This is a genomic window from Roseomonas elaeocarpi (assembly GCF_042433915.1).
In the GTDB taxonomy this organism is placed as follows: Bacteria; Pseudomonadota; Alphaproteobacteria; order Acetobacterales; family Acetobacteraceae; genus Roseomonas; species Roseomonas elaeocarpi.
Genome location: NZ_JBHLUN010000013.1, coordinates 130909 through 149724, shown reverse-complemented (window position 1 = coordinate 149724; position 18816 = coordinate 130909). Strand labels below are relative to the sequence as shown.

19 protein-coding genes are annotated in these 18816 nt (G+C 71.7%); 8 read left to right on the top strand and 11 right to left on the bottom strand.

The genetic code is table 11. The features are described 5' to 3' along the window. Positions 1-32 precede the first annotated feature (32 nt). The 3 genes from ACFFGY_RS18220 to fbaA all read right to left on the bottom strand — a co-directional run bounded on the left by ACFFGY_RS18220 (position 33) and on the right by fbaA (position 1857). Complete coding sequence (locus ACFFGY_RS18220; RefSeq protein WP_377045947.1) at positions 33-230, bottom strand: hypothetical protein; 198 nt, start codon at positions 228-230, stop codon at positions 33-35. 80 nt (positions 231-310) lie between these two features. Next, positions 311-562: a hypothetical protein gene (locus ACFFGY_RS18215; RefSeq protein WP_377045946.1), complete on the bottom strand. Its 252-nt coding sequence runs from the start codon at positions 560-562 to the stop codon at positions 311-313. Between the two features lie 191 nt (positions 563-753). Continuing rightward, positions 754-1857, bottom strand: a complete 1104-nt coding sequence (fbaA, locus tag ACFFGY_RS18210; RefSeq protein WP_377045945.1) for a class II fructose-bisphosphate aldolase — start codon at positions 1855-1857, stop codon at positions 754-756. A 444-nt stretch (positions 1858-2301) separates the two neighbouring features. Here fbaA and ACFFGY_RS18205 point away from each other — a divergent pair, with 444 nt between their 5' ends. Together ACFFGY_RS18205 and ACFFGY_RS18200 are read left to right on the top strand one after the other, a co-directional pair. After that, a complete protein-coding gene (locus tag ACFFGY_RS18205; RefSeq protein ID WP_377045944.1) occupies positions 2302-3000 on the top strand; it encodes a hypothetical protein in 699 nt (232 codons plus the stop codon). A gap of 15 nt (positions 3001-3015) precedes the next feature. Next, positions 3016-3462 carry a hypothetical protein gene (locus tag ACFFGY_RS18200; RefSeq protein ID WP_377045943.1) on the top strand — a complete coding sequence of 149 codons (447 nt, stop codon included), beginning with the start codon at positions 3016-3018 and terminating at the stop codon, positions 3460-3462. 345 nt (positions 3463-3807) lie between these two features. On the opposite strand, the gene ACFFGY_RS18195 is transcribed toward ACFFGY_RS18200, so the two are convergent. Then, positions 3808-4539 carry an SDR family NAD(P)-dependent oxidoreductase gene (locus ACFFGY_RS18195; RefSeq protein WP_377045942.1) on the bottom strand — a complete coding sequence of 244 codons (732 nt, stop codon included), beginning with the start codon at positions 4537-4539 and terminating at the stop codon, positions 3808-3810. A gap of 83 nt (positions 4540-4622) precedes the next feature. Here ACFFGY_RS18195 and ACFFGY_RS18190 point away from each other — a divergent pair, with 83 nt between their 5' ends. Next, positions 4623-5015, top strand: a complete 393-nt coding sequence (locus ACFFGY_RS18190) for a winged helix-turn-helix transcriptional regulator (RefSeq protein WP_377045941.1) — start codon at positions 4623-4625, stop codon at positions 5013-5015. Positions 5016-5232: 217 nt separating this feature from the next. Here the strand turns inward: ACFFGY_RS18190 and ACFFGY_RS22745 are convergent, their stop codons facing one another. Both ACFFGY_RS22745 and ACFFGY_RS22740 read right to left on the bottom strand, forming a co-directional pair. Further along, positions 5233-5592 (bottom strand): LysR substrate-binding domain-containing protein, encoded by a 360-nt coding sequence (locus tag ACFFGY_RS22745; RefSeq protein WP_408905991.1) that lies wholly within the window; start codon positions 5590-5592, stop codon positions 5233-5235. Further along, positions 5574-6161 (bottom strand): LysR family transcriptional regulator, encoded by a 588-nt coding sequence (locus tag ACFFGY_RS22740; RefSeq protein WP_408905990.1) that lies wholly within the window; start codon positions 6159-6161, stop codon positions 5574-5576. Before ACFFGY_RS22740 ends, ACFFGY_RS22745 begins: the two co-directional genes overlap by 19 nt. 109 nt (positions 6162-6270) lie before the next feature. Here ACFFGY_RS22740 and ACFFGY_RS18180 point away from each other — a divergent pair, with 109 nt between their 5' ends. The 3 genes from ACFFGY_RS18180 (at position 6271) to ACFFGY_RS18170 (ending at position 9364) form a co-directional block, all read left to right on the top strand. Continuing rightward, entirely contained in the window at positions 6271-6696 is a 426-nt protein-coding gene (locus tag ACFFGY_RS18180; protein ID WP_377045940.1) for a PACE efflux transporter, read from the top strand. A gap of 187 nt (positions 6697-6883) precedes the next feature. Beyond that, entirely contained in the window at positions 6884-7837 is a 954-nt protein-coding gene (locus ACFFGY_RS18175; RefSeq protein ID WP_377045939.1) for an amidohydrolase family protein, read from the top strand. 90 nt (positions 7838-7927) lie between these two features. Continuing rightward, positions 7928-9364, top strand: a complete 1437-nt coding sequence (locus ACFFGY_RS18170) for an MFS transporter (protein WP_377045938.1) — start codon at positions 7928-7930, stop codon at positions 9362-9364. A gap of 144 nt (positions 9365-9508) precedes the next feature. On the opposite strand, the gene ACFFGY_RS18165 is transcribed toward ACFFGY_RS18170, so the two are convergent. After that, complete coding sequence (locus tag ACFFGY_RS18165) at positions 9509-10423, bottom strand: aldo/keto reductase family oxidoreductase (protein ID WP_377045937.1); 915 nt, start codon at positions 10421-10423, stop codon at positions 9509-9511. 94 nt (positions 10424-10517) lie between these two features. On the opposite strand from ACFFGY_RS18165, the gene ACFFGY_RS18160 reads away from it, so the two are divergent. Then, complete coding sequence (locus tag ACFFGY_RS18160; protein WP_377045936.1) at positions 10518-11420, top strand: LysR family transcriptional regulator; 903 nt, start codon at positions 10518-10520, stop codon at positions 11418-11420. Between the two features lie 310 nt (positions 11421-11730). Here ACFFGY_RS18160 and ACFFGY_RS18155 read toward each other — a convergent pair whose 3' ends face one another. Both ACFFGY_RS18155 and ACFFGY_RS18150 read right to left on the bottom strand, forming a co-directional pair. Continuing rightward, complete coding sequence (locus tag ACFFGY_RS18155; protein ID WP_377045967.1) at positions 11731-12555, bottom strand: alpha/beta fold hydrolase; 825 nt, start codon at positions 12553-12555, stop codon at positions 11731-11733. A gap of 449 nt (positions 12556-13004) precedes the next feature. Beyond that, entirely contained in the window at positions 13005-14027 is a 1023-nt protein-coding gene (locus ACFFGY_RS18150) for a Bug family tripartite tricarboxylate transporter substrate binding protein (protein ID WP_377045935.1), read from the bottom strand. Between the two features lie 631 nt (positions 14028-14658). Here ACFFGY_RS18150 and ACFFGY_RS18145 point away from each other — a divergent pair. Beyond that, entirely contained in the window at positions 14659-15237 is a 579-nt protein-coding gene (locus tag ACFFGY_RS18145; protein WP_377045934.1) for a PEP-CTERM sorting domain-containing protein, read from the top strand. A 126-nt stretch (positions 15238-15363) separates the two neighbouring features. Here the strand turns inward: ACFFGY_RS18145 and ACFFGY_RS18140 are convergent, their stop codons facing one another. Next, a complete protein-coding gene (locus ACFFGY_RS18140) occupies positions 15364-16314 on the bottom strand; it encodes an NAD-dependent protein deacetylase (protein ID WP_377045933.1) in 951 nt (316 codons plus the stop codon). 47 nt (positions 16315-16361) lie between these two features. Further along, positions 16362-18731 carry a penicillin acylase family protein gene (locus tag ACFFGY_RS18135; protein ID WP_377045932.1) on the bottom strand — a complete coding sequence of 790 codons (2370 nt, stop codon included), beginning with the start codon at positions 18729-18731 and terminating at the stop codon, positions 16362-16364. Positions 18732-18816: the final 85 nt, after the last annotated feature.

Below are 18816 nucleotides of genomic sequence, written 5' to 3'. Positions count from 1 at the left end.
CTCCTTCGCCCTGGTGTCGCGCGCGTGCGGCGCTACAGGTCTTCCTTGCGGCGGATCATCTCCAGCAGGAGGCCCTGCGCCACGTCGTGCGGGTCGGCGCCGTCGAGGCGGGCATCCTCCTCGCTGCCGTAGGGATCGGCCGTCACGCGCACGAGGTCGCCCTCCACGCGATAGCTGCCGGTAAAGGTCCGCCCCTGAAGCTCAATCGTCACGAGCCTGGGTTCTTCCATGGGAATCTCCCTTCCGACGCCCCCGTCCCGGCCGCGCGATGGCGGGCCGGAGCGGGCGGCGCCGCGGCGACTTGCCCCCGCTACTTGTTGGTGCGGCCGCGCTGATCCGGATCGACGCCGCCCTGGGCGTCGGTGTCGTTCAGCGTGTCGCCCTCGACGGTGTTGTCGGCCCGGATGGCCGCCGGATCGGTGCCGCGGCCGAACACGCCCTTGGAGGAGTTGATGCCCGGATCGCGATCGAGATCATCGGGCGGGCGGGGCGTGTCGCTCATCAGCCCTTCCTCGTTGGGCCTGGGCTCGGGGCCGCCCTTGAGGTGCTTGCTGCTGGTCATGTTCCAGAACCTCCCAGGAGTATGCGGATTGCGTATTCAACGCCGCACAACCGGGCAGGTTCCGCCGCGGCCGCCAGGGGCCGCGGGGCAAAGCCCGGAACCGGTGGCGCGGGGAGCGCCGGCCGTTCCGGGGACAGAGGGCGCGCGGCGAACCGTGTGTCACGGCCGCCGCGGCGAGGATCAGGTCCGGTTCAGCCCGCCAGCGTGCGGCCGGCGGAGCCCAGGTCGGCGAAGGCCTCGTCGAGGCGCTTCACGATGCCCTTCTCACCCGCGCGCAGCCACTTGCGCGGGTCGTAGAGCTTCTTCTGCGGCTTGCCGGTGGCCGGGTCGATCTGGTGCTTGAAGGCGACGGGGTTGGCGTCGACGTAGGCGCCCACCGGCTCCGCAAAGGCGAACTGCGTGTCGGTGTCGATGTTCATCTTGAACACGCCGTAGCCCACCGCCTCGGTGATCTTGCTCTTCTCGGAGCCCGAGCCGCCGTGGAACACCAGCGCCATCGGCTTATCGCCGCCGCCGAACTTCGCCGCCACCGCGTCCTGCGAGGCCTTGAGGATCTCGGGGCGCAGCTTGACGTTGCCCGGCGCGTAGACGCCGTGGACGTTGCCGAAGGAGGCCGCCATGGTGACGTGGCCCAGCGGGGTCAGCGCTTCCCAGGCCTTCAGAACGTCCTCGGGCTGGGTGTAGAGGTGGGCGTTGTCGGCGCTCTCCTCCACGTCGTGGCCGATGCCGTCCTCCTCGCCGCCGGTGACGCCGAGCTCGATCTCCAGGCTCATGCCCAGCGGCGCCATGCGCTTGAGCACCGTGGCGCACTCGGCGATGTTGGTGTCGAGCGGCTCGGCCGACAGGTCGATCATGTGCGACGAGAAGAGCGGCTTGCCGGTCCGCTTCATGAACTCCTCGCCGTGGTCGATCATGCTGTTGACCCAGGGCAGCAGCGAGCGGTCGGCGTGGTCGGTGTGCAGCACCACGCAGATGCCGTAGGCGGCGGCCACCGTGTGGACGTGCTGCGCTGCCGAAACGGCGCCGAGCACGCGGGCGGCGTTGCCGTCGGGGCAGCCTTCGCCGGCGAAGAACTTCGCGCCGCCGTTGGAAAGCTGGATGATCACGTCGGACTTGTTCTTGGCCGCGGCCTCGAGCACCGCGTTGATGCTGTTGGTGCCGACCACGTTCACCGCCGGCAGGGCGTAGCCGCCGTCGCGGCAGGCTTCCAGCAGCGTCAGGTAGTCCTGGCCGGTGACGACGCCGGGCTTGAGGCGACCGGTGGTCTTGCTGGCGGGGTTGGACAGGTCGTTCATCTCGGGTCCTCCGGCTGAAACTCGGTGTCGGGCCCGGGACGGGCCCCGGGGCTTGCGCGACGGGGCAGCCCATCGTCGGAAATCGTGGCGATTTTGGCGCCCCCGGCCCATCCACCGCAAGCGCGGCTTGCGTGAAACCTCGGGGACGCCGGCGGCGCGGCGCAGTGGCTTTTGCGGCAGCCCGCCGCGCCCGGAAAGACGGCGCGCGGTCACCGCTGCGTCAGCACCGCAACGGCCATGGCGCCCGCCCAGCAGCGATTGCCCGAAGCGCCGTCGCTCGGGGATGGAGGTGGGATGGCAGGGCCGCCCGCCCGGGTGGGGCTGCGGGAGCGGCCCACAACTCCACGAAATCCGAAGTTTTCCTCTAACGCACTGTTTTCGTTTGTTCGGACAGAGAAACCCGCGTCACGCTCCACCCTGTTGCAACCCGGCAGGAGGCCAAACATGGCTCGCGTCACCAAGGACATTTCCCTCGACAGCTTCGTGGAAACCATCTCGGCCGCGGTGCTGCGCGCCCAGGCCAGCCAGGCTGCCGGTTCCGGCAAGCTGGCCGCGATGGCGGAAGCGCCGGTGATCACGCTGGGCCTCGTCGCCACGGGCCCGCTGTCGCAGCTGGGCAGCGCGCTGCCACAGGCCGCGCTGGCCGACGGGCGCGAGGAGGCGGGGCTGGCGATGCAGATCGCCCGCATGGCCGGGGCGCTGCACGATCAGCTGCTGGATCGGCTGCCGCCCTACGCCCGGATGACCGAGGCGCAGAAGACGGCCTGGCACGAGGAGCTGGTCCGCACCGCGCGGGAACAGAAGCTGGTGAGCGAGGCGGAGGCCGGCACGATCACCGCGGTGATGCGGATGCTGGGCGAGGACGGCTTCACCGCCGAGCGGGGACACCAGCGGATCAGCGCCCTGCGCGACGAGGCCGAGCAGGCGGGCTGCGGCCCGGTGCTGCTGCTGTTTATGAACGTCGCCGCCAACAGCGCCGACCGGGCCCGCAGCCTGGAGCGTTCCCGCGCGCCCGGGGTCATCGCCGCCGACGCGGCCGGGGCGCTGGCCGGCTCCATCATCGGCGGCGGGCTCGGCGGCACGGTCGGGGCGGCGGTGGGCGGGCTGGGCGGCGGCGCGGCGCTGTCCTACGCGGTGTCCTGAGGACGGCGCGGCACCATGCCCGGCCGGCCGGAAACCCTGGTGACGGAGGCGGGGATGGTCCCGCCCCCGCTCTGCCCCAGCGCCCCGGCGACGCTGCCGGGCGCCCGGATCATCGGCGTCGTGGAAGGCCCGGCCGAGGCGCCGCGGGTGCGGCACCTGGGCACGCCACGCCCGGTTCCGCCCGCGCTGCCGGCCGTGCTGGCACCGCTGCGGATGGGCGAGGTGCTGCGCGTCGCGGCACCCTGCGCGGGCGGCGCCTGCCTCCATCATGAGGGGACGCGCTGCCGGCTGGCGGACGGCATCGTGGAACGCCTGGCGCCGGCGGTGGAGCGGCTGCCGCCCTGCGCCATCCGGGCCGAATGCCTGTGGTGGCGGCAGCGGGGGCGCGACGCCTGCCGGCGCTGCCCGGCGGTGGTGACCACCCGGCGCGTTCGGGGGTCGGCGGTGCCGGGGGAGGGCTGAGGTTCGGATGGTGGTGCTGCGGCCGGGAGGGCGACGTCGCCTGTCCCGGCCCGGGGCGCGTCACAGTTCGTGCCGACGGTCGTGCCAGTGGCCGCCGGAGGAATGGGCCAGGTGGGAGCCGACATAAACCAGCCGGTCAGCGGCGGCTTCGCGCCCGTTCGGCCCTCCGCATGCTGTCACCGGCAGCTCGAACGTGGGCATACCACACCACGTCTGGCCACACCGCCTCTGGTCACGCTGCGTCTGGCCACGCTGCGTCTGGATGTTCTCGCAAGGTAGGGGCCAGCGGTCGGCGCGCGACCGGCGGCCGCGAGAACGCGTGTCCCTCGTTGAGCCGTAACGGTGTCAGACCTGCCGCATTCCACCGTCGACGCAAAGCTCCGCACCCGCGATGAAGCTCGCCTCGTCGCTGAGAAGAAACAGCGCTGCCGCCGCAACCTCCTCCGGGCGCGCCATGCGGCCGAGCGGGATCTGTCCGACCAGCGCCGCACGCACCTCGTCCGTCGTGGCCGCCATCATCGCCGTGTCCGTGGGTCCGGGGCTGACGACGTTCACGCGGATGCCGCGCGGCGCCAGTTCCGCGGTCCAGGTGCGCGCGTAGGACCGCAGCGCCGCCTTGGTGGCGGCGTAGGTGCCGTAGTGGGGAATCCCCACCGTGTCCGCGATCGAGCCGATCAGCACGACCGAGCCGCCCTCGCCCATGGCACCGATCGCCGCATGGAAGGCGAGAACGGGGCCGCGCACGTTGACCAGGAAGTGCCGGTCGACATGCTCGGGCGTTTCCTCCGTCAGCAGGGCCGGTTCGGAGATCCCGGCATTGAGCACCAGCGCGTCGATACGGCCATGCGTGTCCCGCACCGCGGCGACGGCCGCTGCCATGTCCGTTGCCACGCTGGCATCCGCGACGAGACCGCGTGCTCCCCGGCCGATCGTGGCGGAGGCCGTCTCCACCGTCTCGGCACGGCGCCCGGTGAGAAACACCGTTGCACCTTCGGCTGCCAGCCGCCGGGCGGTGGCAAGGCCGATGCCGCTCGCGCCACCCACCACCAGGGCAACCTTGTTCAACATCCGCGCCATCGTCGTCTCCTGCTCATCAACGATGGCGGCTTAGATATACATGGTGTATCTGGTAGCAAGAACGCACTTCGGATAGCCTAGATATGGCCGACGATACCGACCTGGAAGCTCTCTCCGCCTGCGCACTGTCCAACATGGCGCGCGTGCGCCCCGTGCTGGACAAGATCGCGGACAAGTGGACCATCCTGATCCTCACGGTGCTCTGCCCGAAGCCTTCCCGCTTCAACGAGATCAAGCGACGCCTCGACGGCATCACCCACAAGGCCCTGGCGGACGCGCTGAAGCGCCTGGAGCGGAACGGGCTGGTGACGCGGACCGTGCTGCCGACGGCGCCGATCGGCGTGGAATACGCCATCACGCCGTTGGGCCATTCGCTGCGTCAGCCCTTCGAGGCGCTCTGCGGTTGGGCGCTCGCGCACGGCGATGCGATCAATGAAGCCGGCGCCGCATACGACCGCGCCAGAAAGGCCGAGTAGGCCCTGCGGGACATGTTCCAGGCCTCGACCAGTGCGGAGGCCGACCACTGCCGCATGGTGGCTGCCTGCCCGGACACCGCACATGGAAGCGGGCATTCCGTTCTCGGCCCGATCCGGCTGTTCGGATCGCCATCACGGGCGCCCGCTTCGGACCGGAGGCGGCGGGAAGCGGGCCGCTGCGCCCTTCCCGCAACCGTCGGCCGCCCCGCACCACGCCCTAGGGCACGGCCTCCCGCCGCAGGGCGCCCACGCGGTCGGCGGCCAGGCGCTCGCGCAGCCAGCGGGCGGCGGGGCCGCATGGGCGCTGCTTGTGCCACACCATCTCCAGCGCCACGGGCCAGTCGCCGCCGTCGAACTCCAGCTCCGGCAGCACGAGGTCGTCGCGGGTGGGCGAGGCGGCGATCACGTGGTCCGACACGAAGGCCCAGCCGATATTGTGCTTGGCCATTTCCAGGATCACCCAGTGGCTCTCGACCCACCAGACCTCGGCGGCGACGCGCAACCGGCGCTTCTCGGGCCCGTCGGTGCGGGCGGCGACCATGATCTGGCGGTGACGCTTCAGCTCCTCCCAGGCCACGCGGGGGCGGTTTCCGCCGGCACCGTGCTGCCCCGCGCCAGGGGGTGGCCGCGGCCGCAGACGAGCTTGAGCGGCACCCAGCCCAGCGTGTGGAAGCCGAGCTCGGTGGGCAGCACCTCCTGCCGCCACATCACGCCGAGATCGGCGCCGCCGTCGAGCACCAGGCGGCTGACATCCTCCATCAGCGGAAACAGGATCTCCAGCTCCACGGTCGGGAAGCGGGCGGCGAATTCCGCGAAGAGGGCACCCAGGGCGTGCTCCGGATACAGCTCGTCGATGGCGAGGACGAGGCGGTTCTCGACGTGCTCCTCGAGCGAGCGGGCGACGCCGATCAGGTGCTCCCGCCGGTCGAGCACCACGCGCGCCTCGGCCAGCAGGCGCTCGCCGGCCGGGGTGAGGGTGGGCATGCGGCCGTCGCGGCGGAACAGCGCGAGGTTGAGGTCGGTCTCCAGGTTGGCGACCTGGGTGCTGACGGCGGACTGCGCCTTTCGCAGCCGGCGCGCGGCGGCGGAGAAGGACCCGGTCTCGGCCGCGGCCACGAAGCTTTGCAACTGTTCCAGCGAGACCACGCGGCGCCCTTCCCCGGCCTATCTGTTTGACAGATGGAACCTGACTTGAGAACGCGGGTCCAGGCGATAGGAAGGCGCCCTCCGAACTGACCGCGAGAGTACCGCTGCGATGCGCACCGTTCCCGACCGTATCCGCCACACGCTGAGCTTCGAGGTGATCGGCCTCGCGCTGATCATCCCGCTGGGGCACCTGCTGTTCAACCTGTCGCACGAGGCGATGGGCGTGGTGGGCGTCGGCAGCGCCGTGGTCGCGACGCTGTGGAACTACGTCTACAACTGGGGCTTCGACCGGGCGATGCTGCGCCTGACCGGATCGGTGCGCAAAACCCTGCCCGTGCGGGTGGCGCACGCGGTGCTGTTCGAGGCGGGGCTGCTGGTGCTGCTGCTGCCGCCGATCGCCTGGTACCTGGGGATGACGCTGTGGGATGCGCTGGTGATGGATCTGGCGATCGCCGGCTTCTACGTGGCCTACGGCTTCTGCTTCAACTGGGCCTACGACCGGGTCTTCCCGGTGCCGGGGCTGCGGCACGCCTGAGCGGGGTGCCACGGCGGCCGCGTCGATTCATTCATCTGCATACAGAATGATTGCATGCAGCATCTCTGCGGCATTAGCTTCCTCCAAGAAAGAGCCCTGAGGAGCCGTCGCCATGTCGCTGTTCCGCCCAGCCGGCATTCCCGTTGCCCGCGGCCGCACCACCCGACCGGCACGGGGATAGGCCGTTTTGGCAACCGCTGCGGCCTCTCCCTACCAGGGTCCGGTGCCACGGGAGATCGTGGACGCGCACCACCACTTCTGGGACCTGAGGCAGGGGCATTATCCCTGGCTGCAGGAAGACTACGAAGGCGAGCGCTTCTTCCTGGGCGAATACCGCCAGATCCTGCGCGACTACCTGCCCGACGACCTCCGGCACGACGCGGCGCCCTGGAACGTCGTGCAGACGGTGCATGTCGAGGCCGAGCACGACCGGGGCGACCAGCTGGGCGAAACGCGCTGGCTGGAAGCGCTGCACGGGCGCACCGGCCTGCCCAGCGCGCTGGTGGGCCACGTCTTCTTTCATCAGCCCGATGCGCAACAGGTGCTGGAAGCCCAGGCACGCTCGCCGCTGATGCGCGGCATCCGCTCCAAGCCCGTCACCGCCGCGACGCCGGATGGGAGCGTGCGCGGGCAGCCCGGCACGATGGACGATCCGCGCTGGCTGGAGGGGCTGGCGCGGCTGCCGGCGCTGGGCCTCAGCTGGGACCTGCGCGTGCCCTGGTGGCACCTGGCCGAGGCCGCGGCGGTGGTGCGGCAGGTGCCGGGGCTGCGGGTGGTGCTGAACCATTGCGGCCTGCCGCTCGACCGCTCCGCGGAAGGGCTGGCGGCATGGCGGCGCGGCATGGCGGCGCTGGCCGACTGCGCGGACGTTTCGGTGAAGCTGTCGGAAATGGGGCTGCGCGGCGGTGTCTGGGACCATGAGGGCAACATCGGCGTGGTGCGCGACACCGTGGCGATCTTCGGCCACGAGCGGGCGATCTTCGCCAGTAACCTGCCCGTTTCGGGGCTGAGCGCGCCCTTCGGAACGATCATGGACGCGGTTCTGCGCGGCCTCGACGCGCGCGAGCAGCGGGTGGTGGACGCGGTCTTCGCCGGCAACGCGCGGCGCATCTACCGGCTGGAAGAACCTCCGGCGGGCTGAACGGCGAAACGAGACGCTCCCGTTCGAGGAGCGCGATTCCGGAGGAAAGGCGAGGATATGGTCCATGAGATGGGCGGGGCGCCGCGAGGCATGAGGCCGGACGGAGTCCTGCGGGACGCTCCGGACGGCGCATCGGGCAGTGGCACGGCCACGCCGGCCTGGGATGGCGGCGTCGTGGCGGCGGATCGCCTCGCCCCGCCGCACGCCGGGGCGACCCTGCCCTTGTCGCCACCGGCCGGAACGGAAGCGGTAAGTCGCGACGTGCTCTATGCCAAGGTCGCGCGGCGCATCGTGCCGGTGCTGATCCTGGCCTTCCTGGCGGCCTATCTCGACCGGGTGAATGTCGGCTTCGCCAAGCTGCAGATGTCGGCGGATCTGGGCTTCAGCGACAGCGTTTACGGCATCGGCGCGGGCATCTTCTTCCTGGGCTACTTCCTGTTCGAGGTGCCGAGCAACCTGATCCTTCACCGTGTCGGCGCACGAACCTGGCTCGCGCGCATCATGGTGACCTGGGCGATCATCTCGGGCCTCACCTTCCTGGTGCGCGAGCCCTGGCAGTTCTACGGGATGCGCTTCCTGCTGGGCCTGGCCGAGGCCGGGTTCATGCCGGGCGTGATCTACTACCTGAGCGCCTGGTTCCCGTCGGACCGGCGCGGGCGGGTGATCGGCGTTTACTTCATCGGCCTGGGCGTGGCGGGCTTCATCGGCGGCCCGCTGTCGGGGCTGATCCTGCACGCCATGTCGGGCTGGGGCGGTCTGGACGGCTGGCAGTGGCTGTTCATCGTGGAGGCCGTGCCGTCCTTCGCGGTCGGCGTGGCGCTGTACCTGTGGCTCGACAACCATGTCGCGGACGCGCACTGGCTCGATGCGCGCGAGAAGGCGGCGATCGCGGCCGACATCGCGGCCGAGCAGGGCGCCAAGACGCCGATTGCCGTGCGCTCGCTGCTGGGCAACGGCGCGATCCTGCTGATGACGGGCGCCTTCTTTATCGCCAACCTTTGCCTCTACGGGCTGGGCTTCTGGCTGCCGACGCTGATCGGCCGGCTCGGCGTGGCGGACCCGCTCCTGATCGGGCTGATGTCGGCGCTGCCGAGCCTGTGCGGCATCGTCACCATGGTGCTGGTCAGCCGCTCCTCCGATCGCACCGGGGAGCGTCGCTGGCACGTCGCGGGGCTGTTCCTGCTGGGCGCCGTGGGTCTGGGGCTGTCGGTGCTGTGGTCGGACGCACCGCTGCCGGGGCTTTTCGCGCTGTGCCTCGCCACCGCGGGGCTGATCTCGATCCCGGCGCTGTTCTGGAACCTTCCCACCGCGATGCTGGGCGGCGTGGCGGCGGCGGCGGGGCTGGCGCTGATCAACTCGCTGGCCAATCTTTCGGGCTTCCTGGGTCCCTGGATCGTCGGGCGCGTCAGCGACGTCACCGGCGGCACGGGACCGGCGATCCTGTTCCTGGGCGTCACCCTGGTGGTGGGCGCGGCGCTGATCCTGCTGATCCCGCGCCGGCTGGTGGAAGCACGGAGCGGCAGGTGAAGGCGGCGAGCCCGGGCGCGCGGCGGCGCTGAACAGCCCCCGCCGTCACGCCTGGGGTTCAGCCGCCGCGCAGGACGGTGCGGCGCATCAGGCACCCGGCCGCTCCCTCGCCTGCGCGGGCTGGCGAGGGAGCGTTCCTCGGCCTCAGCCGCGCGGGGCGATGCCGTCCAGCTCCGCCATCACCTCGTCCGGCAGCGCCAGCGTCGCGGCGGCGAGGTTTTCCCGCAGGTGCGCCACGGACGAGGTGCCCGGGATCAGCAGGATGTTGGGCGCGCGGCGCAGCAGCCAGGCCAGCGCCACCTGCATCGGCGTGGCGCCGAGGCGCGCGGCCACCGCCGAGAGCGTGTCGGACTGCAGCGGCGAGAAGCCGCCCAGCGGGAAGAACGGCACGTAGGCGATGCCGTCCGCCGCCAGCGCGTCGATCAGCGCGTCGTCGTCGCGGTGCGCCAGGTTGTACTGGTTCTGCACGCACACGATCGGGCAGATGCGCCGTGCCTCGGCAACCTGCTTCGCCGTGGCGTTGCTCAGGCCGATGTGGCGGATCAGCCCCTCGCGCTGCATCTCCGCCAGCACGGTGAGCGGCGCCTCGATCGGCCCCTCGGCCGGGCCGTGCACGTCGAACATGAAGCGCAGGTTCACCACGTCCAGCACGTCGAGCCCGAGGTTGCGGAGGTTGCTGTGCACCGCGGCGCGCAGCTCCTCCGGCGCGAAGGCCGGCAGCCAGGAGGCGTCGGCGCCGCGCCGGGCGCCGAGCTTGGTGACGATCGTCAGGTCTCGGTCGTAGGGGTGCAGCGCCTCGCGGATCAGCCGGTTGGTGACGTGCGGTCCGTAGAAGTCGCTGGTGTCGATGTGGTCGACCCCGGCCTCCACCGCGGCGCGCAGCACCGCCAGCGCCGCCCCGTGGTCCTTCGGCGGGCCGAACACGCCGCGCCCGGCCAGCTGCATGGCGCCGTAGCCGAGCCGCTTCACGCTGCGCTCGCCGAGCGTGAAGCGGCCGGCGGCGGCGGGGTCCGTCGCCCGGTCGTCGGGGGTGGCGGTGGTCCGGTTCTGGTCGGTCATGGCGGTGCTCCTCGGGTGTGGCGCGAAGGCTAGCCATTGCCGCGCTGCGCGGGAACGCGGCACAATCGGCACGACCTGTGCGAAACGGCGAACGATGCAGCCCGACCTCGGTGACCTTCAGGCCCTGCTGTCGGTGGCGCGCGCCGGCGGCTTCCGCGAAGCGGCGCGCGCCACGGGGGCCAGCGCCTCGGGCCTGAGCGAGGCGGTGCGGCGGCTGGAAGCGCAGCTCGGCGTGCGGCTGCTCCATCGCACCACGCGCTCCACCGCGCCGACCGAGGCGGGCGCGCGGCTGATCGAGCGGCTGGGCCCCGCCCTGGCGGAGGTTTCGGCCGCGATCGACGTGGTGAACGGGTTCCGCGACCGGCCGGCGGGAACGCTGCGCCTGAACGTGCCGGTCAGCGCGGCGCGGCTGGTGCTGCCGGCCCTCGTGCCGCGCTTCCTGGCGCTCTACCCCGAGATCCGGCGGGAGGTGGTGGCCGAGGACAATTTCGTGGACCTGCTGGCGGCGGGCTGCGACGCCGGCATCCGCTACGACGAGAGGCTGGAAGGCGACATGATCGCGGTGCCGATCGGGCCGCGCGTGCAGCGCTTCGCCACCGCCGCCTCGCCCAACTACCTCGCGCGGCACGGCCGCCCGGAACATCCGCGCGACCTGCTGCGCCACAGCTGCCTGCACGGGCGCTTTCCCGGCCGCGCGAAGCCGGCCTGGGAGTTCGAGCGCGACGGCGAGGTGGTGCGGGTCGATCCCGCCGGGCCGCTGAGCGTGAGCCTCGGCGCCGCGACCGACCTGGCCGTCGAGGCCGCCGCAGCCGGGGTGGGCATCATCCACCTGTTCGAGGACTGGCTGCAGCCCTGGCTCACCCGCGGGGCGCTGGAGCCGGTGCTGGAACCCTGGTGGCAGCCCTTCTCCGGCCCCTTCCTGTACTTCCCCGGCCGGCGCCTGCTGCCCGCCCCGCTGCGCGCCTTCGTGGATTTCGTGCGCGGGCAGGTGCGGTGAAGGGGCGTTGCCGTGGCCGGGGGAGAGAAGGAATTCTCTCCCCCGGACCCCCTCTCATCTTTCTTTGAGACGCTGCCGCGGGAACGGTGAAGGTCCGTCGCGGTACGGTCGCCGTCGGCGCTGCTGAAACGAATAAGACTTTCTGTCAGCTCTGGCGGACGCGTCCCTCGCTCCGGCTCGGTGAGCCGGAGCGCACAGCATCCCCCACGTTCCTGCGGCAGCGTCCCGGGAAAAGATGAGGGAGAGGGGTCCGGGGAGGGGGAGAATTCTTTCTCCCCTTCCCTGGCCACGGCGGAACCGGGCGCCGCTCTCAGCCCCGGATGAACGCCAGCAGATCCCGGTTCAACCGGTCCTTCTCGGTGAAGAACAGCCCGTGCGGCGCGCCGGGGTATTCCAGCAGCCGGGCGCCGGGGACCATCGCGGCGGTGCGGCGGCCGGCGCTGTCGATCGGCACCGTGCTGTCGGCATCGCCGTGGATCACCAGCGTCGGCACGGTGATGCGCGCGAGGTCGGTGCGGAAGTCGGTTTCCGAGAAGGCGCGGACGCAGTCCAGCGTCGCCTTGGGCGAGGCCGCCAGCGCCAGGTTCGCGGCCCATTGCAGGATCTCGTGGCTGACGCCGGGGCTCAGCAGCCCGGCGCCGAAGAACTGCCGCCCGAACTGCGCGAGAAAGGCGGGGCGGTCGGCCTCCAGCTGCTCCACCATGCTGTCGAAGACGGAGCGGTCGACGCCGCCGGGATTGTCCTCGGCGCGGAGGAGAAAGGGCGTGACGGCGGACACGAACACCGCCCGGCTGACGCGGCCCGAGGCGCCGTGGCGGCTGAGGTAGCGCGCGACCTCGCCGCCGCCCATCGAGAAGCCCACCAGCGTCACCTCGCGCAGGTCGAGCGCCTCCAGGATCGCAGCGAGGTCGTCGGCCAGGGTGTCGTAGTCGTAGCCCTCCCAGGGCTGGCCGGAGCGGCCGAAGCCGCGGCGGTCGTAGGTGACGACGCGCAGCCCCTCCCCGGCCAGCACGGGCGCCTGGTATTCCCACATGTCGGCGTTCAGCGGCCAGCCGTGGATCAGCACCACCGGCCTGCCGGAGCCCCAGTCCCGGTGGAACAGCGGCGTCCCGTCGCGGGTCTCGATAAAAGGCATGGGCGCCTCGCGCTTGTTCGTTCCCACGGAACATTGCCTGAATGCACCGGTTCGGGGCGGCGCGCTACCCCGGCGCCGCCCCACGGCCGCCCGGCAGCGTCACGCCCCACGGAGAACGGGCAGGACGGGCCATCCGATGCCGGCAGCGGGAAGCGGGCAGGCGGGTGCTGGTGGGTGGGACCGCCGGCAGGCAAAGGCGAGCCCGGCATTTGAACCCTGCCGTCTGGGTCCTGCCCCGGGTTCTGTCGCCTGGGTCTTGTGGTCTGGGTTCCATTGGCTGGGCCGCGTCCTCTGGCCTGCCGCCCGTGCCCCGTCGCCCGCGCCCCACCGTCCGGACCTCGTCGTCCGGGGCTCGTCGTCCGGGGCTCGTCGTCCGCGTCCCATCCTCCGGGCCCTGCCGCCAGCGCCCCGCGGCTCCACACCCTGCACCCGGACCTGCCGTCCGGGCCCTACTGCTTGGGGATGCCGGCCGTTTCGATGACCTCGCGCCAGCGGACCATCTCCTTGGCGGTGAGGGCGTCGAGGTCCTGCGGCGTCGACCCGCGCGGCTCCACGCCCACGTCCAGCAAGGTTTTCCGCACGTCGGGGCGGTTCAGGATCGTGTTGATGGTGGTGCTCAGCTTCGCCACGATCTCGGGCGCGGTGCCGCTGCGCGCCACGATCGAGTTCCAGGACGCGGCGTCGAAGCCGGGAAGGCCGGACTCCGCCAGGGTGGGAAGGTCCGGCAGGTTCGGCACCCGCGTCGCCTGCGTCACCGCCAGGACCCGCAGCGTCCTGTCCTCCATCTGCGACCAGACCGGGGCCAGGATCTCGAAGCCCACATCCACGTCCTTGCGCAGCAGCGCGTTGAGCAGCTGCGGCGTGGAGCTGAACGGCACCGTGGTGGCCTGGGAGCCGACGGTGGCCTTGAACATTTCCGCCACCAGGTGCTGCGTGCTGCCGATGGCGATGGTGCCGATGTTCAGGTCGCGGCCGTCCTCCTTCGCCTTGCGGATGAAGTCCTGCGCCGTGCGCAGCGGCGAGTCCGGCGACACCACGATGCCGATCGGGAAGAAGGCCATGGTGGATACGCTCGCGAAGTCGCGCTGCACGTCGTAGGGCAGCGACCTGAACAGCGCCGGGCGGACCGCGGTGGCGTTGCCCGCCGTCATCAGCGTGTAGCCGTCGGCGGGCGCGCCCAGGAGCTGGTTGGCGGCGAGGATGCCGCCCGCGCCGCCGCGGTTGTCGATCACCACGGGCTGGCCGAACATTTCCGACATGTGCTGGCCCACGAGGCGCACCGTCAGGTCGCCCACGCCACCGGGTGCGTTGTTGACCACGATGCGGATGGCGCGGTTCGGATAGCCGTCCTGCGCGCGTGCGATGCGGGGGAAGCCCGGTGCCAGCAGGGCCGCGCCACCCGCCATCGAGCGCCCCAGGAACTGCCGCCGTGTGCCCGCCGGCCATGTCGGCGCAGTATCGCCCTTGTTCATTGCTTCTCCCCGCACGGTATTTCGTTCAACAGCAGTCTCGTGGCTGCCTTCCGGACGTGATCCTAGCGGTGGCCGCGGCGGGTCGATGGCCGGTGCCGGCGGAATCAATCGGCACGGATGAAGAACTAATCGGCGGTCATGCGGGGTCCATCCGCCCGCAATCATGGGGCCAGCCGCGGAGCATCCGGCCGCCGGAGGCGGTGCCTCCGCCGCCGGTCCGGCCAAGCTGAGGGCGCGCCTGGGCCAAGGGGATATCACCTGGCACGCGGCGTCGTCCGGAGGCGCTTGTCTGGAAAACCTTACAATGGGGCGCACGGCCGCGTCGTGGCGCCGGCCGACCTGCGGATGGCGGACGCAGGCGGGTTCGACGGCGGCCGGAGCGAGGCGGACGCCGCGTTCCCGGCATCGGGGATGGCAGGATTTCGCGCCTGACCGCGCCGGCGCAGGGGGCGTTCCGGGTGGCGCCGCGCCACCGCGGCGGGCGCTTCCCGAAAAGCTTTACACTTCGCGCGCCGGAACCGCGTTTTTTCGGGCCAAACTATTGATTCTAAAAGCTGGCACGGCGCTCGCTAGAACAAGGTGCAGTCGGCATCTTGGGAGGCCGACGCCCCTTCGCTCGAAAGGAATCGAAATGCGCAAAGCTCTCCTGGCCGCTTCAGCGCTGATCGGCCTTGCCATGACCCCGGCCATGGCGGCCCCCATCACCGGCACCTTCAACATCGCCGGCGCCGGCAGCTGCACGACCACGGCCTGCACCTTTATCGACTTCGCGCCGACGCTGAACGGCAACGCCATCATCGGCTCCGTCAGCGGCAGCTACACCGCGGCCGGCTTCACCAGCGGCAGCGGCGCGACGATCAACAACTTCACCTACAGCCCCTTCACCCCGGGCACGGTCTATACCGCGTTCAGCGTGTCGAACACGTCCGGCAACCAGGCGAGCTTCCAGGTGACCGGCCAGATCAGCGCGACCTACACCCCGATCGACGGGTCGGGCGCCAACCTGACGATCGTGAACTCCGGCACCGCCTTCCTGACCGGCTACGATCCCACGCCCGGCTTCTACACCTTCACCCAGAACCAGTTCGGTGACACCACCGGCACCTTCTCGGCCTCCAGCGTAGCCGTGCCCGAGCCGGCGAGCATCGCGCTGTTCGGCGTCGGCCTGCTCGGCCTCGCCGTGGCGCGCCGCCGCGCGCGCGGCGCCTGACGCGCCCGTACCCGACGCGCCCGCGCCTGACCTGTCAGTGCCTGACGCGCCGGCGTGACTGCGACGGCCGCTGCCCGGCGCGCCTTGCCGGGCAGCGGCCCCTGTGAACGCGGCCGGCCCCCGGCCTCAGCCGGCCGTATCGGCCAGCAGGAAGCCCAGCGCATCCTCGCAGGGCTGCTCAACCTTCAGGGTCAGGAGATCGTCGGCGCGGGTGCGGCCGATGTTCACCGCGGCGACCGGCTTTCCCGCCTTCGCCGCCGCCTGCACGAAGCGGAAGCCCGAATACACCATCAGCGAGGAGCCCACGACCAGCACGGCGTCGGCGCGATCCAGCGCCGCGAAGCTTTCTGCCACGCGCTCGCGCGGCACGTTCTCGCCGAAGAACACCACGTCAGGCTTGAGCAGGCCGCCGCAGTGCCGGCAGTCGGGCACGGCGAAGCCGGCGAAATCCAGCCCGTCGAGGTCGGCGTCGCCGTCCGGGGCGCTGCCGGCGTCGAGCGTGGACCAGCCGGGATTGCGGCGGGTCAGTTCCGCCTGCATCGCCTCGCGCGGCATTTCCGCGCCGCAGCCGAGGCAGCGCACCACGTCGAGGCGGCCGTGAAGGTCGATCACCCGCCGGCTGCCGGCCTTCTGGTGCAGCCGGTCGACGTTCTGGGTGAGCAGCAGCTCGCTTCGCCCCGCCGCTTCAAGCCGGGCCAGCGCCGCGTGCGTGCGGTTGGGTTGCGTGGCGCGGATGAAGCGCCAGCCCACCAGCGAGCGCGCCCAGTAGCGGCGCCGCGTCGCCTCGCTGCCGAGAAAGGACTGAAGCGTGACCGGCTGCGCACGCTTCCACTGGCCGTCGGCGTCGCGGTAGTCGGGGATGCCCGAGGGCGTGCTGCACCCGGCGCCGGTCAGCACGAAGAGGCGCGGGGCGCGGCGGATGAAGTCCTCGAGGGCGGCGGTGTTGTTCATGATCGTGGATATCTGGGATGCCGCGGGCGCCGTGCCATGGCGCGCGGGATGACGCCGACGCGGGGCGGCCGGACGGAGCGGATCGGGAGCCGCCCCGCGCGCGAGAGGCGTTCGCCAGCCAGGCACCGCCAGTTTGGCATCGGTCAGGCTGGCGCCCGCCGGGCTGTTGCCCGTTAGCCCGGCAGCAGCCGGAAGCGCTGTTCCGTCGCGGCTTCCACCGCCGCGCGGCTGTAGAGCAGCGGCACGTAGCGTTCCTCCGCCCAGAAGGGGAACAGGTCGCGGTAGTGCGGGCTGTCGGGATCGCCGGACTGGCCGGGGGCGTTGACGGTCCAGCTCGCATCCCAGTTGCCGACGTCGCAGACCATGCGCCACGACACGCCCGACATCACGCGAAAGTCGCTGCCGCGATAGCCGTTGTTGTTGAGCGTGAGGTTGGAGCCGCCCTTGGGCACCGGGCCCGCATCGAGCCTGCGGGCGAGATCCGGGCCGCCCAGGCGCGACAGCGGGTGCGCGAAGTAGCCCTGGTGCAGCTGGCCCCAGGCCCAGCTGGCGGGATCGGGGCCCATGCGCTCGGCCGCCTCCGCCCAGGCGGCCTCCAGGGTTCGCAGCAGCAGCGCGTCACGCGCCGCGGCCGGGTTTGCGCCGAAGCCCGGATCGTCGCCGCGCTCGAGAAGGTCGAGCGCCAGCGCGGTGTCGGGCGCGGTGAGGTGGCGGGCGAGGCCCTCGGGCCCCAGCGCGCGGAACAGCGCGGGCACGAGGTGCTTGGTGAACCAGATCTCGAACAGCGCCGCCGGGCCGCTCTCCGCGCCGAGGCGGTGGTTCCAGGGGCCGAGCAGCGCGCGGGCGGGTTCGGCGCCGCTGCCCCCCGCCGCCGCCAGCACGGCGCAGAGGCGGCGGGCGGTGACGGACAGCACGTCGGTCTGCAGCTGCAGCGTGTCCTCCACCGACCATTGGCGGTCGGCGTCGAGCGCCTCGCTCAGCCGGGCGTAGCGGGCGCCGTCGGACCATTCGAAGCCGGTCTTGTGTTGCGCGTGGTCGAAACCGGGCGGCAGGTTCATCTGGTTGGCGGAGCCGAGCCAGCCGCTGGCCGGGTCCACCGCGTGCGGCAGCGTCGCGGCGTTAATTGTGCCGGCCCATTCGTGCCGCCCGTCGCCCGCCACCGGCAGCAGCCCGTCCCAGCTCGGGCGGACGGGGATCTTGGCGGCCACGGCCCAGCCGATGCGGCCGCCCACCTCGGCGACGACGTGGTTGGTGGAAGGCGCGCCCCAGCCGTTCAGCGCCGCGCGGTAATCCTCGAAGCTGCCCGCGGCGAGGTAGCCCAGGCTCGCCATGTAGGCGGCGGTGCCGGGCTCCCACCACACGGAGCGCAGGGCGTAGGCGCGGTGGTTCGCAGCATCGACGTGCAGCACCGGGCCGTGACGGGTGAAGCGCAGCTCCACCGTTTCCGTCGTGCCGCCGCGCACGGGGACGTCCTCGCGCAGGATGCGCATCCGCTCCCAGCCCTCGCCGTAGCGGTACATCTCCGGGTCGGCGGGGTTCAGCTCGTAGACGTAGAGGTCTTCCTGGTCGGCGGGATGGATCGTGAGCGAGAAGGCGATCCGGTCGTTATGGCCGAGGCTGACGCCCGGGATCGCGGGCTCGCCGGCGCCGATCACGTCGAGGCCCGGTGCCACGAGGTGCGCCACGTAGCGCAGCGAGGGCTGCTCATGCACGCGGTGCGGGTCGCTGGCCAGGATCGGGCGGCCGGTCGTGGTGCGCGAGGGGGCGAGCGCCCAGTTGTTGCTGCCGGTGTTTTCCAGCGCCTCCGCCGGGGTCGCGGTGCCGATCGCGTTGGGCTCGCAGCCCAGGAGGTAGGTGCGCATCACCTCGGGCGGGATCGCGTGCGGGGCGAGACCTTCGGGAACCTGCACCGTCCATTCGGGCTGCAGCTTGCGGTGGAGACGGTCGGCCTCGATCCCGAACTCGGCGATGATGTTGCTGCGCGCGACCTCGCCGTCGAGGTTGCGGACGCGGGCATGGGCGCGTTGACGCACCACGTCCTCGGCGCTCCAGCGGGCCGGGCGGGTGTTGAGCGCGCGGAACTCGGTGGGCAGGCGCTCGGGCTCGCGCTCCACCAGCGCGACAAAGGCGTTGATGCCGGCGACGAAGGCCTCGGTGCGCGCCTGGGCGTCGGGGCCGTAGCTCGCCCATTCGGCGGCCATGTCGCCGCGGTAGAGCAGCAGGCGGGCGGCGCGGTCACGCTCGACATAGGCGGGGCCGAGATCGGCGGCCAGCAGCCCCAGCCCGCGCTTGCGCCACAGGTCGATCTGCCAGAGCCGGTCGCGCGCGGCGTTGAAGCCCTGCACCAGGAAGGCGTCGTGCTGGGTCGTGGCATAGATGTGCGGGATGCCCCAGCGATCCACGAGGATCTCGGCCTCCCCTTCCAGCCCGGGGATGGTGAGGGTCTGGGTGGGGGGCGAGGTCATCGGCGGCTCCGTCGGGTGGCGCGGCGGGGCGGGCGCCATGGACACGGCACCCGCCGGGCGGCGGGAAACGGGCGCCATGCTCGCCACCCGGCGGCCGGGAAGCAACCCCCGCGCCGGCGCTCTGGGCGCTGCCCGGAGGAGTGTCCCGGGAGGATTGTCCCAG

Bases quoted from the DNA above. Each gene is read 5' to 3' on its own strand.
- ACFFGY_RS18220 (WP_377045947.1), bottom strand. From the start codon at position 230: ATGGAAGAACCCAGGCTCGTGACGATTGAGCTTCAGGGGCGGACCTTT.
- ACFFGY_RS18215 (WP_377045946.1), bottom strand. From the start codon at position 562: ATGACCAGCAGCAAGCACCTCAAGGGCGGCCCCGAGCCCAGGCCCAAC.
- fbaA (WP_377045945.1), bottom strand. From the start codon at position 1,857: ATGAACGACCTGTCCAACCCCGCCAGCAAGACCACCGGTCGCCTCAAG.
- ACFFGY_RS18205 (WP_377045944.1), top strand. From the start codon at position 2,302: ATGGCTCGCGTCACCAAGGACATTTCCCTCGACAGCTTCGTGGAAACC.
- ACFFGY_RS18200 (WP_377045943.1), top strand. From the start codon at position 3,016: ATGCCCGGCCGGCCGGAAACCCTGGTGACGGAGGCGGGGATGGTCCCG.
- ACFFGY_RS18195 (WP_377045942.1), bottom strand. From the start codon at position 4,539: ATGGCGCGGATGTTGAACAAGGTTGCCCTGGTGGTGGGTGGCGCGAGC.
- ACFFGY_RS18190 (WP_377045941.1), top strand. From the start codon at position 4,623: ATGGCCGACGATACCGACCTGGAAGCTCTCTCCGCCTGCGCACTGTCC.
- ACFFGY_RS18180 (WP_377045940.1), top strand. From the start codon at position 6,271: ATGCGCACCGTTCCCGACCGTATCCGCCACACGCTGAGCTTCGAGGTG.
- ACFFGY_RS18170 (WP_377045938.1), top strand. From the start codon at position 7,928: ATGAGGCCGGACGGAGTCCTGCGGGACGCTCCGGACGGCGCATCGGGC.
- ACFFGY_RS18165 (WP_377045937.1), bottom strand. From the start codon at position 10,423: ATGACCGACCAGAACCGGACCACCGCCACCCCCGACGACCGGGCGACG.
- ACFFGY_RS18160 (WP_377045936.1), top strand. From the start codon at position 10,518: ATGCAGCCCGACCTCGGTGACCTTCAGGCCCTGCTGTCGGTGGCGCGC.
- ACFFGY_RS18155 (WP_377045967.1), bottom strand. From the start codon at position 12,555: ATGCCTTTTATCGAGACCCGCGACGGGACGCCGCTGTTCCACCGGGAC.
- ACFFGY_RS18150 (WP_377045935.1), bottom strand. From the start codon at position 14,027: ATGAACAAGGGCGATACTGCGCCGACATGGCCGGCGGGCACACGGCGG.
- ACFFGY_RS18145 (WP_377045934.1), top strand. From the start codon at position 14,659: ATGCGCAAAGCTCTCCTGGCCGCTTCAGCGCTGATCGGCCTTGCCATG.
- ACFFGY_RS18135 (WP_377045932.1), bottom strand. From the start codon at position 18,731: ATGGCGCCCGTTTCCCGCCGCCCGGCGGGTGCCGTGTCCATGGCGCCC.